This window comes from Pseudomonas sp. N40(2020), from assembly GCF_014472415.1.
GTDB lineage: Bacteria > Pseudomonadota > Gammaproteobacteria > Pseudomonadales > Pseudomonadaceae > Aquipseudomonas.
This window is the reverse complement of record NZ_JACSZV010000022.1, coordinates 54,427-68,863: the sequence shown is the minus strand read 5'-3', so window position 1 is coordinate 68,863 and position 14,437 is coordinate 54,427. Positions and strand designations below refer to the sequence as shown.

The window sequence follows — 14,437 nt, the reverse complement described above, 5'->3', positions numbered from 1 at the left end:
GTTCCCTGCGCTTGTTGATTGATGGAGCTCACTATAGATTGGCGTTCACGCACTCAATATTGGCGTTTCTCCAAGTGATCAATGCACCGACGCACTATCGGCTCGACTACCCGGATCTGGCGCTGATTCTCGCTTTGGTACGTGGCGGCTCTCTGGCCCGGGCTTCACAGCTGTTGAAGGTCGATGTCTCGACGGTGTTCCGTGCCGTGCGACGCCTTGAGGCTGCGCTCGGCCAGCAACTGTTCGAAAAAAGCCGCGCCGGTTATTTGCCGACGTCGCTTGCGCAGACACTGGCCGAGCAGGCCGAACGCGCCGAGCAGGCACTGGACGCCGCGCGGATCGGCGTGGAGCAGGGCGGTGAAGTCGTCAGCGGCACGGTGCGGCTGACCTGCACCGACTCGGTGTTGCAGGGCTTGCTGCTGCCGGCGCTGGCGCAGTTCATGCCCAACTATCCGGCGCTGACCATCGAATTAAGCACTTCCAACGATTTCGCCAACCTCAGCCGCCGCGATGCTGACATTGCCCTGCGCCTGACACGCACACCGCCGGAGCATTTGGTCGGACGGCAATTGGCGAAGATTTCCTACCGCGTCTGCGCCAGTGCGCGCTACTTGCAGAACGTGGATGCGTCGGATCTGGCCGCACTGACCTGGATCGCCCCGGACGATTTCCTGCCCGATCACCCGACCATCGCCTGGCGCCGCCAGCACCTGCCCGGTGTGACCCCGGGTTATCGCTGCAACAGCATGCTTTCGGTCACGGAACTGGTGCGCGCCGGCCTCGGCGTGGCGGCGTTGCCGGACTTTTTGATCAACGATGGCTTGCAGGCGTTAAGCGAACCGCTGCACGGTTACGATACGGCGCTGTGGTTGCTGACCCGGCCGGATTGCCGGGCATTGCGTTCGGTGGTCACGTTGTTCGATGAACTCGGGCGGGCGCTGCGTTTGCCGTGATCAGCGCTGTGGGTTCTGGCACACGTGCGCGTGCAACTCGCTGGTCAGGCCTTCGATGCGTTCGGTCAGGCTTTTGGTCATCTCGGTGAGGCGCGTGTTCTGTTCCAACAGCTCCAGCAGTTGCGCGGTGTTCTGCGCTGCCTGTGCCTGGCGTTCGGTGTTGGCTTGCGCCAGGGCTTCGCGGTGCAGGGCGTCGGCGTCGGCTTGTGCTTTGTCGCGCGCGGCCTGGCGGGTTTGTGCGAGCAGGATCAGTGGCGCGGCGTAGGCCGATTGCAGGCTGAACGCCAGGTTTAAGAGGATGAACGGGTAAACGTCGAACGTGGTCACGCCAAATGCGTTGAGACTGACCCACAACACCACGATCAGGGTTTGCGCGCCAAGAAAGGTTGGCGTGCCGAAGAACCGCGCAAAGGCTTCGGCGCGCAGGGCGAAGGTGTCGTTGCCGAAGGTTGTGTTCAGGTGGGCGTGGGGGCGGTGGAAGCGCAGGTGATCGACGGGGGCTGAGGGTGTTTCGGGCTTCTCGTTGGTCATGGGGCACTCGGCAGGACGCGGGACGTGTCGTCACTATAGCTCTGCGTTGTGGCGGCCGGCCTCTTCGCGGGCAAGCCCGCTCCCACAGGGATTGAGTCGACCACACATTTTGTGTACGACCGCTTAACCTGTGGGAGCGGGCTTGCCCGCGATGGCCGCGACTCGGACTACCGGCGATACACGGATATCAGCCAGGCGCCCGCTCATTGGCAAACATACTCACCGCCTGCACGGCCTCACTGGCGCCATCACGAATCTGCAGGATTACCGTGCCGGCCTGATCCGCCAGTTCCACGCCCTGCGCCGCGCGATCGCGGGTGCCGTCCATGCTCTTGATCGCCTGGCGAGTTTCGGTCTGGATCAACCCGATCATGTTGGAAATCTCCGCTGTCGAGCCGCTGGTGCGTGCCGCCAACTGCCGTACTTCATCGGCCACCACGGCAAAACCGCGGCCCTGTTCACCGGCGCGGGCGGCTTCGATCGCCGCATTGAGCGCCAGCAAGTTGGTTTGATCGGCGATCCCACGGATGGTGTTGACGATGGCCGTGATCTGCTCTGAGCGCTCACCCAGTTGTGCGATCAGTGTCGAAGACTCGGCAATGTCCTGGGCAATTTCACGCATCTCGCTGGCCGCTTGCTGAATCACCTGAGTGCCTTGTTCGGCGACTTTCCGGGTCTCCACCGAAATGTGATAGGCGGCGCTGGCACTGCGCGCGTCTTGCGCGTGTTGTTCGACCCGAGCGGTGACGTCCGAGGCGAATTTCACCACTTTGCACAGACGTCCGGAAGCGTCGTAAACCGGGTTGTAATTGGCCTCCAGCCAAACAGTCTGCCCGCGCTTGTCGACGCGTTCGAACTGGCCTTGAAAGAACTCACCCTGATTCAGCCGTCGCCAGAAATCCTGATAGGCGCTGCTGTTGACCAATTCTGCGGTGCAGAACAAACGGTGATGTTTACCTTTGAGTTCGGCCAGTGAGTAACCCATGCGCGTCAGAAAATTCTGGTTGGCGGTGATTACGCAGCCGTCGAGGTTGAATTCAATCACCGCCATCGCCCGGTCGATGGCTTCCAACTTGGCGTTGACCTCGCTTTCCTGCTGCACCTTGGTCGTCACGTCCATGGCGTACTTGACCACTTTCACCACCCGTCCGGAGGCATCCTTGATCGGGTTGTAGCTGGCTTCGAGCCAGACTGGCTGGCCTTTGCTGTCGACCCGTTCAAACGTCCCTGACTGAAACTCCCCGTTTTTCAGGCGCGACCACAACTCGCTGTACCGAGCGCTGCGACCAAACTCAGGGGTGCAGAACAACCGATGGGGCTGGCCGATCGCTTGTTCGGCGCGGTAACCCATGGTTTTGAGGAAGTTGTCGTTCGCACTTAAAACCACACCGTCGAGATCGAATTCAATCACCGCCATGGAGCGGTTGATGGCATCGAGCAGGCCACTTTGTTGAGTGAGGGTGTGTTGAAGGTCATCGAGGGCGGCTTTGTGGCGATTAAAGAACATGTCGCAGTACCTGGAAGTAGGGAAAGACTGGGGTTGTGTCCCTGTTTCCGCGGGGGCAGGCCAAGCCGATGGATGTATGCATTGACCGCAAAGTGCCAGCATCCAGGCTGACGGCTGAATCTTATACAGACTTATTGGTTCTGTACAAGAAACTGCTGTTTCGAAATTGTACGAAAGTGCTCATATGCCCAGCGCCAGATTCATCCTGAAATACTTTGCCGTATTTTTTTCGGACGGATCTTGCGTCGGACATTGTCATTTATTCCAACGGAATCGCTGCCGAGGCATTCAATCGAAGGAGCGGGCAGGAGAGTGGCGATTCAGAGCTGATAACGCGCCAGAAACATCTCCAGTGCCGAGTCGGCCACGGTGTTTTGCGTCGCGGTGTCGAGCGGTGGCTGACCCATGGAAATCTGCGGCCAGAAACCGAACGACTTCAGCAGGCCCTGCACCTGTTGCGCGGCGAAAACCGCGTCCACCGCTTTTATCCGGCCATCAGCCTGAGCGGCACGAATCCAAACGGTCAGGCCTTCTTCCCGCTCGCTCATGCGCGCGACCATGTTCTGCGCACGCTCCGGTGAGTGGATGGTCGCGGCAATCGCCACGCGCGCCAGGCTGAGGAAGTTGTCATCGGCCATCAGTTGCAGTTTGGCCAACAACATCTGTCGCAACTGATCAGCTAGCGGCTGATCAGGGCTGTACGCGACCGACTGCTCGGCGCTGATCCGCGCCCATAACTGGTTGAGAATTTCGGCGAACAGCTCTTCTTTGCTAGGGAAATGGTTGTACACCGTGCGCTTGGACACACCGGCGGTGGCCGCGATTTTGTCCATGCTCGTGATCTCGAAACCGTTGGCACGGAATTCGGCAATCGCCGCTTGAATAATGGCTTCGCGTTTACGGTCAGTGAGGCGCTGTGGAGCTGTCATAAGTACGCTTCGGCAGGAAGAGGGTGAAATTACACTTGGCAGTTTACTTGTCATCTCGTTTGATGCAACCTAGAAACTACACTGATGAGTGTAATGTTGCGTTAATCCTCGCAACTTAAAAAACAGACAGTTCGGCTAATGCGTGCGTGCCTTGGCCATTTATCGTCCCACCGTGGAAAACCGTAAATTGCGCGGTTTTCTGGAGTCATTCAGTCATGGCCAATCCAGTTTCTGTTACGGACAACACCTCCACGCCTGAAGCCTCTCGACAGGATCAAGGCCTGTTCCGCAATCATGCGCCAGTTCAACGCGAAGGCGTGCGCAAAATGCTGCGCATCATGTGGAACATGATCTTCCACAAACCGCGCAACACCCGGCCGGCCGCAGCGATCCCGGTACAACCGCTGACCCGCGAAGACCTGCTGGCAGCGCCTGACCACAGCGTCTGGCGCCTCGGTCACTCGACCCTGTTGCTGAAGATGCAGGACAAGTTCTGGATCACCGACCCGGTGTTCGCCGAACGTGCCTCGCCGGTGCAATGGGCCGGCCCGAAACGTTTCCACCAGCCGCCGATCAGCCTCGACCAGTTGCCGCCGATCGAAGCGGTGATCCTGTCCCACAACCACTACGACCACCTCGATTACGAGGCCGTGCTGCGGCTGGCGGTGAAAACCAATCTGTTCCTGACCCCGCTGGGCGTCGGCGACACCCTCATCAAATGGGGCATCGACGCCAGCAAGGTTCGTCAGTTCGACTGGTGGGAAGGCACGGAAATCGCCGGCATCCGCTTCATCGCCACGCCGTCGCAACACTTCTCCGGTCGTGGCCTGTTCGACAGCAACAGCACCCTGTGGGCGTCATGGGTAATGATCGACGGCGACACCCGCATCTTCTTCAGCGGCGACAGCGGCTACTTCGACGGTTTCAAACGCATCGGCGAACAGTACGGCCCCTTCGACCTGACCCTGATGGAAACCGGCGCCTACAACGTCGAATGGCCGCACGTGCACATGCAGCCCGAACAAACCCTGCAAGCCCACCTCGACCTCAAGGGCCGCTGGCTGTTTCCAATCCACAACGGCACCTTCGATCTGGCGATGCATGCCTGGCATGAACCGTTTGACCGGATCTTGGCGCTGGCCTGGGAGCGCAGTGTTTCGATCACTACGCCGCAGATGGGTGAGGCGTTCAACATCGCTCAGCCGCAGCGTGGGAATGCGTGGTGGTTGGGGGTTGAAGGGGAGAGTGAGGGGGTGGTTCAGAACGCTTAACGAGTTTTAGGTTAAGCAAACACCACTTCAATTCGGCCCTCTTTCCGTGATCGGGGGGCCGATTTCACTACGATTTGCACGTCTCGCCCAAGATGTGAAAGACATTCCATCATTTTGGCTTCACTGATCCCTCGAAATTTCCCGCGCAGCATTTCGGAAAGTTTTGGCTGGGATAATCCAAGAATTTCAGACGCCTGAATCTGAGTAAGATGGCGAGCTTTGATGATCTCGCCGATCTTTGCCGCGAGCTGCGACTTAACCTGCATTTCACTGGCATTGGGCAGTTCGAGGTCTTGGTAGACGTTCCCGATACCTTCTTCAATTTCTATCATGTTGTGATCCTTTCGCGTGATCCTGAGCGGCTCGAAGTCTGTTTCGGATCAGATCAATGTCGGACTGAGCCGTTTTGATTCCAGCAGTCGACTTCTTCTGAAAGCAGTGCAATACATAAATGGCACTGCCGAAACGAACCGTATAAATGGCACGGTAGGTGTTGGTGTCGAAGTCTTCGATCAGCTCCAGTACACCTGCGCCTCCAAACCCTTTCAGGGGTTTTGCATCTGGGTGCTTCAAGCCACTTTGAGCCAAGTCCAGTGCATAACCAAAAACATCCTGTACGTCTGTGGGCATCTGCTTGAGATCTTTCTTGCTACTGCAGACCCAAAAGAGCGGCTTCCTTGCACTCATGCGAAAATATACCTATTTAGGGATAAAGATCAACTTGCCTTTTCAATCAGCCATGGCGTAGTCCCCATGCCCCACAGACTCCGATGCTGAGTTCGTAACACTCACTGATCGCCCCGGCGCAAACCCCGGAAAGAACACCAACCCCCGTGACTCAAACCGATACGCCAGCGCCAGACGCGCCGCATCCGCCACCTCTTGCTGCGCCTCGAACCGTTGAATGTCGGCTACCGAAACTTCAGCTTCCCGCGACAGCTGTTCCACGCTCCAGCCCAGCATCGCTCGGGCCTGGACGCAGTGGGTCGGGGTGAACTGGAAAAGGGCAATGCGTTCGAGGATGTGGTTCATCGCAAGAGAGGCCATGGTGTGCTCCGGGCTCAAGAGTGCTGATTGAAAATGTACTGTTTTTTTGTACAGTTTTTTTCGGCCGGGATCAAACGCATTTTTTGATTTGCCCTAATTCGCCGCCTCCAACCAGACGGACGGTGCCTGACCGAGGGTGCGCCGGAACATCGTCGAGAACGCTGCCGGGCTCTCGTAACCGAAATCCAGGGCAATTCGCGTCACTGCTTCACCCGCCGCCAGCCGCGCCAGTGCCAGCACCACGCAAGCCTGCTGGCGCCACTGGCTGAAGCTCAATCCGGTTTGCTGCCGAAACATTCTGTTGAATGTACGCAAGCTTATGTGTAACTGGTCAGCCCAGTGCTGCGGCGACTGGTGGGCGTTCGGCTGATGCAGAAAGTTCTGACACAACGCGAGGAGCTTTCCGTCAGACGGCAACGGAATGTGCAGCGGCAGCGGAGCACTGCGCACAACTTCATGCAGCAACAGATCGACCAGCGCGCCGTCGCGACCGCTCAGGTCATAGTCCAATGGCACCTCCACCGCTTCCATCAGCAAGTGCCGCATCAACGGCGAGACATTGATGACTTGGCAGCGCTCACCCAAATCCACCGCCCCGGGTTCGATGTACACACTGCGAGTGCTTACGCCCAGCATCAACACCTCATGCGCCACCCCCGGCGGAATCCACACCGCCCGCTGCGGCGGCACCACCCAATTGCCGTCATGGGTGCTGACCTGCATCACCCCGGTCGCGCCGTATAGCAATTGTGCGCGCCGATGTGTATGAAACGGCAACAGGTGACCGTGGGAATAATCCGTACCGATCGCCACCACTGGTCGTGGCGTGTCATCCAGCAGATTGATCGAAACATTGCGCATCGAGCGGCACCGAGTGGTTGGCGTAAACGCAAACATTATTGGCTGACTTGCTGAAGCAGGCCAAGCCAAGTCTCACTATCGTCGACCGCTCCACCCGAACGGACGACGCATCATGTTCTATCTCCTCCTGACCCTTTTCGGCTGCCTCACCGGCATAACAGCCGTGCTCTTCGGTTTCGGCGGCGGCTTCGTCGTCGTGCCATTGCTCTATCGCATGCTCACCGCCAGTCACGGCGCCGACGACCCCATCAGCCAATCGGCCATGCACATTGCCGTCGCCACCTCGACCTGCGTGATGATCGTCAACGCCCTGATCGCCACCGACAAACACCGCCGCGCCGGGAATCTCGTTCGTCATTATCTGTGGCCGCTCGGCGGCTTCATCGGTTTGGGTGCAATCGTCGGCGCAATCGCGGCGGTGTGGGTCAGTGGCGAAGTCATCCGCTACGCCTTCATCGCCTACCTCGGGGTAACCATCATCGACTGCCTGCTGCGGCGCGGATTTATCACGCAATCGGCCACTGTCATCCCACGCCGACTGGGCAGGGCGGAAACATCCGGCGGCGGTGTAGGCATCGGCGCCATCGCGACGTTTCTTGGCGTAGGAGGAAGCGTCATGACCGTGCCGCTCCTGCGTCGCTGTGGACTGAGCATGTCCCAAGCGACGTCCATGGCCAATCCGCTGAGTGTGCCGGTTGCATTGGCGGGAACGCTGACCTACATGGCGCTGGCAGGATTCAGCGAGACAGATCTGGGCGCATGGTTTGTCGGCTATGTGGATCTGCTGGCGTTTGCGGTGCTGACGGTTGGGTCGTTGCTGGGGATTCGACTGGCCACGCCGTGGATTGGGCGGATACCGGATCGGGTGCATGCCCGGGTGTACATCGGACTGCTACTGATGGTGATGATCAGCATGTGCTTGAGCTGAGGGCAAAGACGCTCGATTCCCCAGCCCAACCTCGACATAATCCGCGACGTTTTCTCTGGGCAACTGCCCGCTCACTCAAGGACGAAATGATGTATCGCGCACTGATGCGTCTCTCCGGCATGTTGATGCTCGCCAGTTTATTGATCTCAACCCGGACATGGGCTGATGAAAGCAAGCAGGTGTACACCGGCACTCTCGGCAAAGCTGCGATTGTTCTGGAACTGGACTCTCGCTACAGCGAGGGTCGTTACTTCTACAAAAAGTACCGCACAGACCTGGCGCTGGATGTCAGCAAAGAGGGCGACATACTGGTGATGATTGAAGGCGCGGCCATGGATGGCGATTCGCGTCCGACCTTACGCTTGCAGCCCAAACTCAATGGTTGGAGCGGCGAGTGGAGCAACCCGGCCGGTAAAACCCTGAAGGTGGAATTACAGCGCGCCACGCTTCCAGACGTCCCCGCCGGTGCCTTGCCGTATCTGTTCGAGCTTCATGACAAGAACCCGTACGAGTATTTGCGATTACAGGGTCTGCAACTGAAAAAGGGCAAAACCGAAACCTTCATGGGCTACACGCTGCAATGGTGGAGCGAGGAGCAATCGCAGGCTTCGCTGTTTGAAGTGATATCGGGATATTCCCCTCAAGCGCGGGAGCTTATCAATCAGCATTTGATGGCGCGTTTGTGGGGATATGTGTCGGGTTACTACAGCTGCTCGGGTGGTTATTCGCAATCCAGTCAGCCGCTTTGGATGACGCCGACATTGATGAGTGCGCGCATTTCCAACGAATTTTACTGCGAGGGCGCTGCGCACCCAAATGAAGATATTGAATCGCTCAACTTTGATGCCCAAACAGGGAAGTTGCTGACCCTTGAGGATGTTCTATGGGTAGGGCAGGGCAAGCCAGTGCACCAACAATATGAGCCCGAGGATTCGTCCGGGTCTTACTACCACTACCGCACCAAAGTGTTTGCCCCGTGGCTGGTTGCACAGCTGTTGAAACTGTACCCGAAAGAAATGACCCTCACGCCAGAAGGCGAAAACGACTGCGGCTACGATGAGGAGAGTCCTTGGCAATTTCCCTCCTGGTACTTCACCGATAGAGGCATCAAGCTGACGCCCACGTATCCGCATGGCGCGGCAGTGTGCGGATATGTCGATTGGGGCATCCTGCCCTATAAGCAGGTCAGGCAGCATCCCGGCGGCGTTGCGCTGCAACTGCCCTGACTCGCTGAGCAAACAGAACCTCGATTCCTGCAAGCATCCCCGCCATAATCCGCATCGTATTTTTCCAGCGCCAGTCGCGAGACCTCGGCGCTGCCAACCCCTCTTTCAAGGATTGATCCATGCTCAAGGGACTGTTGCGCCTGGCGCCTTACGCCGCTGCGCTGTTCACACTGATTTCCACCGCCCACGCCGAAGATGGCCGGCAGGTTTTCACCGGTACTTTGGGCAAAACCCCAATCGTGGTGGAGTTGAACACCGAACAGCCGGGCGAAGTGACCGGCCGTTACTTCTACGAAAAATACCATCGCGACCTGCCCCTCAGCGGTGCGTTGCAAGGCAACACGCTGACACTGACCGAAGGCAACAATCGCTACGGCGACGACAAACCGCTGCCGACCTTGAAACTGCAAGAAACCGGCAACGGCTGGCAGGGCGAGTGGCAAAGTCCGAAGGGTAAAAAACTGCAGGTGAACCTGACCGAGGCCAAACTTCCGGCGCTGCCTGCCAATGCCGTGCCCGTCATTGCCTCACTACCCAATGGCGAGGCGTATGAATACTTGCGCCTGCAAGGGCTGAAGCTCAAACCCACCAAGAAAGAAAACTTCATGGGTTACACCCTGCAATGGTGGACCGAGCCTGAAACGAAGATCTCTCTGTTCAGCGTGGAATCCGGCCTGCCGAAAGATGATCAACAGCGGGTTAACCAGCAACTACTGGGCAGACTCTGGCTTGAAGTCATCAGCTATCACGGCTGCCAACTTCAGGGCGGAGAAAACGTCGAGTTCATGCAACAGGCAGAACCGAAAATGATCTCTCCAGCCGTGGTCAGCCTGAACATCTCGACCAGCTATTACTGCGGCGGCGCGCATCCGGACTTCGGTGATTCCCCGCTCAACATCGACGTTAAAACCGGCCACCCATTGTTGCTCGAAGATGTGCTTTGGGTCGGTGAGGGCAAGCCACTTCTGCATGCCGAGCGCGACAGCCTGGGTGACAAGCCTCTGAGCGAGGCCGAAAGTGACGCGCGTTATCAGTATGAAAGCAAAGAGTTGGTGCCGTGGCTGATCAAGCAACTCACCGCCCTGTACCCCACAGAAATGAAGAAACCGACGCAAGAAGACGACTGCGACTTCACGGATGAAAGCATCTGGGGTTCTTCGCCGTGGTTCTTCACCGAGAAGGGCTTGTACCTGGGCGCCTACTTCGCTCGCGTGCAACGCTCTTGCGACAGACCAGACTGGTCGGTCTTGCCGTACTCGCTAATCAAACAACACCCCGGCGCCGTCAAACTGCAACTGCCCCAAGGCTGACCGTCACGCCAAACCCGGCGCTTCACGAATAATGAAGTGATCCAGGTTCTCGATTTCGGCATTGAAGACCTCGAAAGGCTTTTCGGGGTTCTTCTTGCCCGGCACCTGTTTCAACTCCGGCGTCACGCCATAAAAGAAACAGAACAACTCTTTATCACTGTCGACCGCCTGCTTGATCTCTTCCAGAAACGCCTTGCGCTTGCGGTAGTTGTCGATCAGTTTTTTGTTCAGATAGACGCTCACCGGATACGGCTTCTTCTTGCTGTCTTCAGGCTTCTTCCACCAGACCCTGTCCTCGAAGTCGATACGAAAACTGGCGCCGTGGAAGTCCTCGATCTTCTTGATCCGGCCCCAGTAAATCAGCCCCTTGTTGTCCATCAAGAACTTGATCGGCTTGAAGAACGAACTGTACGGCGCCGTATGCTCGCCGATCTTCAACGGCATACGCTTGAGCAACTCCTTGTCGGCGAAGTTCGACACAAAACACTCCACCGGATGCGCAAACACACTGGTCTTGTCCGGCGCCGTCTCACGACTCACTGACTCTTTACCACTCACCGCCGCCGCCCGCACCGGATCATCGCGCAACACATCCGCCGCCACCGCAGGCGCGGCAGGCTTACGCACATACTCACGCCGCGTCAGCAACAACTCCGACGGAAAATGCTCCTCCCGCCCGTCGTCCCCCTCGCCATCCGCCGTCTCAACGCCAGACGCCGACGCCTTCAAACTCACATACGGACACCCCGCCACATGCCGCGTACCCGGCAGATTCTTGAAGTGCGGCGTGCGCACGTAATTCACATTCTTGGCGTTGAACGTGCCCAACTCGTTCGACGTATCGAACGCCGAACGACAGGCATCGTTGGGGCACTGAAACTGTTCCTTGGCGGAATCGAACGCCACCGTCTCATCGAAATTGAGATCGCGAACGTCATAGATCGACAACTTGTCGTCGAGGCCGAGGCAATAGGCGAGATCGAATTTCATGGTGGGGCTCGGATCCTTGAGTGGGGGAGGGGTATTAATAGCGGGAGGCGGCGCGGGTTGCACTGATTGTTTTCAGGATGATGCAAAACCTGTGGGAGCCAGCCTGCTGGCGATTGGTGGGATCAACAATCTCGAATCCATACACCCACCCGGCAGCAACACATCTCAATTGTGGTGAGGGGATTTATCCCCGATGGGCAGCGAAGCTGCCCCAAGCATTTTGAGCCACAAAAAATCCGCTGCTTGAAACTCAAACAGCGGATCTTGAAACCATCAGTAACCACGCAGCAATCGCGAAGCCTTACGCCACCAAGTCTCCTTACGATTGAACGGATCATCCGCCAACAAACAAGGCATATCCCGCAACCGAATCCACGGCTCATCCTGCCAGTGCAGCGTGCTCAGCGACATCTGCGGCCAACTCAAAACACTCAATGTCGGACGCTCCGCCGAGCGCGTCGCACGCGCATCACGCAGCGCAGGCACAACCTGATGCGTCAGCCACTCACGAAGCTGCCGATACTCAGGACAGTAGTGATAGATCAACAGCGCATACACACCGGACTCACTCACCATCATATGTTCCTCAGCTTCGCCATAGGTCTCCACGCACATCATCTGGCGCTGATCAGCGTCGAGTTTGCGCAGCTGGCGCTCATCAAGATGTTTGCCCATCAGCCGGCCCAGCTCATGGACGCAGAACCACGCCTGGTTCTCAACCAGAAGAGCGTGCAGGTGGGTTTTATTGCGGGTGAAACGAGTCGGGAAAAGTGGTTCAGACATGGCAGGCCTCCGGAGTCGGAAGCGACGGGGGCGTTCTTCGGGTACAGCGATTCACCTTCATCATGAAGGTTGGATAGTCAGGCATTCCATTTACCTCTGGCTGCTTTCTTAGGGCATTCGTTAGGGTGTCGGGAGCTAAGAAACCCACCAGAGACGGGCCGGACATATTCCCCTTTCGGGTCTTGTATTCGCCCACTCCCGACATAACGGGATTTTTCGCAGACGTAGAGAAACCGCAGACGAAAAAAAGCCGCATGACTGTCGGGTGCGGAGAACCGCTCTGGTTTAAGGCGTTTCTTAGGCGCCGAGTTGTGAGCCTAGGGGCTCAGCGCTGCATGGTCAAGCCTTCAAAAACGCCAACTATTTTGAGGTGAAGAGGTATGTAGTCCTTAGGCTTCAACGTTGAATGCCTTTTGGATTTCAACGCGTAGGAGATCTCTGTTTTTTGTGTGGCACTCCCAGATCGTTACCACCTGCCATCCCAGACTGATCAGAGCCTGTTGAGCATTGAGATCCCTTTCAACATTTTTCGTAAATTTGGTTTGCCAAAAATCGACCCTACTTTTTGGCATATATGCATATTTACACTCGGGATGTCGGTGCCAAAAACAGCCGTGAACGAACATACATAGGCGATATTTCGGGAACACCAGATCAGGTGTTCCCGGCAGGTCTCTTCTGTGCAGGCGGAATCGGAGCCCCATCTGGTGACATAGTGAGCGCACGACCATTTCTGGCTTTGTGTTCTTTCCCCGGATTTTGGACATGATCCTGGAGCGATGCTCGGGGGTGACTATGTCTGCACTCATTCACACCTCAGTCAAAGGGAAGCTCATGTTCAACCATGACATCACTGCATTGCTGTCCTGAAGTCCAGTTTCGCGAAGAAGCTCAACAATGTCTCTTCCTGCAAGGATCATCACGGGATGGCCGTCTTCTACTATCTCCTTGTAGGCTTGGTCATGAAGCCAGGAGGTGGTGATGATCACGCCAAATTGTCGGTGCCGTAGGCGAGAAATCAACCTGGATACTTCACGAACGCCTACCGAGTTAGCAATCCCGTAGCATTTAGCTTCGATTGCAAAATCTACTAGAACTGACGTTTCTGGCCTTCCAATTCTGAGTTTTCCCGTACCGTCTCGACCACCATCGCGATACCGCCTCGTCAGATCGAGTTCAACCGTATCAGGCAAACAAACCCTCACGAGATGTGCTGCGCATGCCTCAAATGCATACGGATCTGACTCGAAGTGCTTGTGTAGGATCGAAAGCATTTTCATGTCTTCTTTCGAAGATGGCAGCTGTTCCTTTTTTGAGCGGATAGGCTGAGATCGCTTGGCAATCAGAGGAGTGTATTGCCCGGAGCGAACCCATTTCATCCACTCAAGTGGTGCGTGTTCGCTATCGCTTGCTCGCATGCCATTGATGATGTCCGTCAGCCAATCCCGTGAAATCTCTGGCAAGTCAAGAATTGTGAAAGTCGCCCTGTAGTTCTGAAAGCGCTGACCTTTGCTGGCATGCCACACAGCTACCAAATCATCGTTGTGAGTGCTTCCGATTCGACCCGGAACGGCAAGCCCCCTGAAAATTACATCTCGATAGATTCCTGCTTTGGTGAAAACGAAAATGGGTGGGATATCTGCCCTGTCGCCAGAGTGTTGCCGCTCGAAAATAAGCTCCAAAAGATTGTTGCCATAGCGATGGGTTTCGTCCAGTTTACGCCCGGGCTTCTTGTTATCACCGTAGCAGGTGAACACCCCAGTTGATAGGTCGAGTTCATCGGGCCAGTCAAGATCCTCCATGCTTGATAGCAAAGCAATCACATTAGGAGATCCTCTTTTACCTCTTATCCTAAATCCGCCCTGATTGCTTAGTTTTAGCATCTTATTAAGCGGGTCATCACTGGCATTTCCGTTCCTACTGCCGGAGTATCGAGCGTCAATAACTAAGTCTGCCTTGGCCAGCTCTTCAACTGAGAAAACTGCGTTTTTTGTCACGATAATGTCCAGTTGCCATCATTTGGAGAATGGTGCCTGGAAATCTAAAAAAATTCCATAGGAGAAACTTGATTGGTGCTGCTGGCAAAATTATAGATATTGTT

General features: G+C 56.6%; 15 protein-coding genes and 2 pseudogenes. 5 read left to right on the top strand and 12 right to left on the bottom strand.

The annotated features are described in order from the left end of the window. Window positions 1–11 precede the first annotated feature (11 nt). Window positions 12–953, top strand: a complete 942-nt coding sequence (locus tag IAI51_RS15795; protein WP_187679309.1) for a LysR family transcriptional regulator — start codon at window positions 12–14, stop codon at window positions 951–953. Here IAI51_RS15795 and IAI51_RS15790 read toward each other — a convergent pair whose 3' ends face one another. From IAI51_RS15790 to IAI51_RS15780, 4 genes and pseudogenes are all read right to left on the bottom strand, one after another. After that, a complete protein-coding gene (locus tag IAI51_RS15790) occupies window positions 954–1,484 on the bottom strand; it encodes a DUF1003 domain-containing protein (protein WP_187679308.1) in 531 nt (176 codons plus the stop codon). It abuts the gene before it with no gap. A 187-nt stretch (window positions 1,485–1,671) separates the two neighbouring features. Beyond that, a pseudogene (locus IAI51_RS28275) lies at window positions 1,672–2,109 on the bottom strand (methyl-accepting chemotaxis protein); the annotation flags it as partial. Window positions 2,110–2,223: 114 nt separating this feature from the next. Next, a pseudogene (locus IAI51_RS28270) lies at window positions 2,224–2,901 on the bottom strand (PAS domain-containing protein); the annotation flags it as partial. Between the two features lie 410 nt (window positions 2,902–3,311). Then, window positions 3,312–3,920: a TetR/AcrR family transcriptional regulator gene (locus IAI51_RS15780; protein WP_187679306.1), complete on the bottom strand. Its 609-nt coding sequence runs from the start codon at window positions 3,918–3,920 to the stop codon at window positions 3,312–3,314. 215 nt (window positions 3,921–4,135) lie between these two features. Between IAI51_RS15780 and IAI51_RS15775 the strand changes: the two genes are divergently transcribed. Next, window positions 4,136–5,191, top strand: a complete 1,056-nt coding sequence (locus IAI51_RS15775) for an MBL fold metallo-hydrolase (RefSeq protein ID WP_187679305.1) — start codon at window positions 4,136–4,138, stop codon at window positions 5,189–5,191. 11 nt (window positions 5,192–5,202) lie between these two features. On the opposite strand, the gene IAI51_RS15770 is transcribed toward IAI51_RS15775, so the two are convergent. The 4 genes from IAI51_RS15770 to IAI51_RS15755 all read right to left on the bottom strand — a co-directional run bounded on the left by IAI51_RS15770 (window position 5,203) and on the right by IAI51_RS15755 (window position 7,099). Continuing rightward, entirely contained in the window at window positions 5,203–5,523 is a 321-nt protein-coding gene (locus IAI51_RS15770) for a helix-turn-helix domain-containing protein (RefSeq protein WP_187679304.1), read from the bottom strand. Then, a complete protein-coding gene (locus tag IAI51_RS15765; RefSeq protein WP_187679303.1) occupies window positions 5,510–5,878 on the bottom strand; it encodes a type II toxin-antitoxin system RelE/ParE family toxin in 369 nt (122 codons plus the stop codon). The genes IAI51_RS15770 and IAI51_RS15765 overlap by 14 nt, the downstream gene beginning before the upstream one ends. A 42-nt stretch (window positions 5,879–5,920) precedes the next feature. Next, window positions 5,921–6,238, bottom strand: a complete 318-nt coding sequence (locus IAI51_RS15760) for an XRE family transcriptional regulator (protein ID WP_187679302.1) — start codon at window positions 6,236–6,238, stop codon at window positions 5,921–5,923. Between the two features lie 93 nt (window positions 6,239–6,331). After that, window positions 6,332–7,099, bottom strand: a complete 768-nt coding sequence (locus IAI51_RS15755; RefSeq protein ID WP_187679301.1) for an AraC family transcriptional regulator — start codon at window positions 7,097–7,099, stop codon at window positions 6,332–6,334. Window positions 7,100–7,211: 112 nt separating this feature from the next. Here IAI51_RS15755 and IAI51_RS15750 point away from each other — a divergent pair, with 112 nt between their 5' ends. The 3 genes from IAI51_RS15750 (at window position 7,212) to IAI51_RS15740 (ending at window position 10,563) form a co-directional block, all read left to right on the top strand. Next, window positions 7,212–8,027 (top strand): sulfite exporter TauE/SafE family protein, encoded by an 816-nt coding sequence (locus IAI51_RS15750; protein WP_187679300.1) that lies wholly within the window; start codon window positions 7,212–7,214, stop codon window positions 8,025–8,027. A gap of 89 nt (window positions 8,028–8,116) precedes the next feature. Next, entirely contained in the window at window positions 8,117–9,253 is a 1,137-nt protein-coding gene (locus IAI51_RS15745) for a hypothetical protein (protein WP_187679299.1), read from the top strand. Window positions 9,254–9,372: 119 nt separating this feature from the next. Beyond that, window positions 9,373–10,563, top strand: coding sequence for a hypothetical protein (locus tag IAI51_RS15740; RefSeq protein ID WP_187679298.1), 1,191 nt, complete (start codon window positions 9,373–9,375; stop codon window positions 10,561–10,563). 3 nt (window positions 10,564–10,566) lie between these two features. Here the strand turns inward: IAI51_RS15740 and IAI51_RS15735 are convergent, their stop codons facing one another. The 4 genes from IAI51_RS15735 to IAI51_RS15720 form a co-directional block, all read right to left on the bottom strand. After that, window positions 10,567–11,553, bottom strand: a complete 987-nt coding sequence (locus IAI51_RS15735; protein WP_187679297.1) for a hypothetical protein — start codon at window positions 11,551–11,553, stop codon at window positions 10,567–10,569. 273 nt (window positions 11,554–11,826) lie between these two features. Then, the gene (locus tag IAI51_RS15730) at window positions 11,827–12,336 is read right to left on the bottom strand and encodes a Bro-N domain-containing protein (RefSeq protein WP_187679296.1); all 510 of its coding nucleotides are present in this window, start codon (window positions 12,334–12,336) and stop codon (window positions 11,827–11,829) included. A 389-nt stretch (window positions 12,337–12,725) separates the two neighbouring features. Further along, window positions 12,726–13,145 (bottom strand): very short patch repair endonuclease, encoded by a 420-nt coding sequence (locus tag IAI51_RS15725; protein ID WP_187679295.1) that lies wholly within the window; start codon window positions 13,143–13,145, stop codon window positions 12,726–12,728. Then, window positions 13,146–14,333 (bottom strand): restriction endonuclease, encoded by a 1,188-nt coding sequence (locus IAI51_RS15720; RefSeq protein ID WP_187679294.1) that lies wholly within the window; start codon window positions 14,331–14,333, stop codon window positions 13,146–13,148. It abuts the gene before it with no gap. Window positions 14,334–14,437 lie beyond the last annotated feature (104 nt).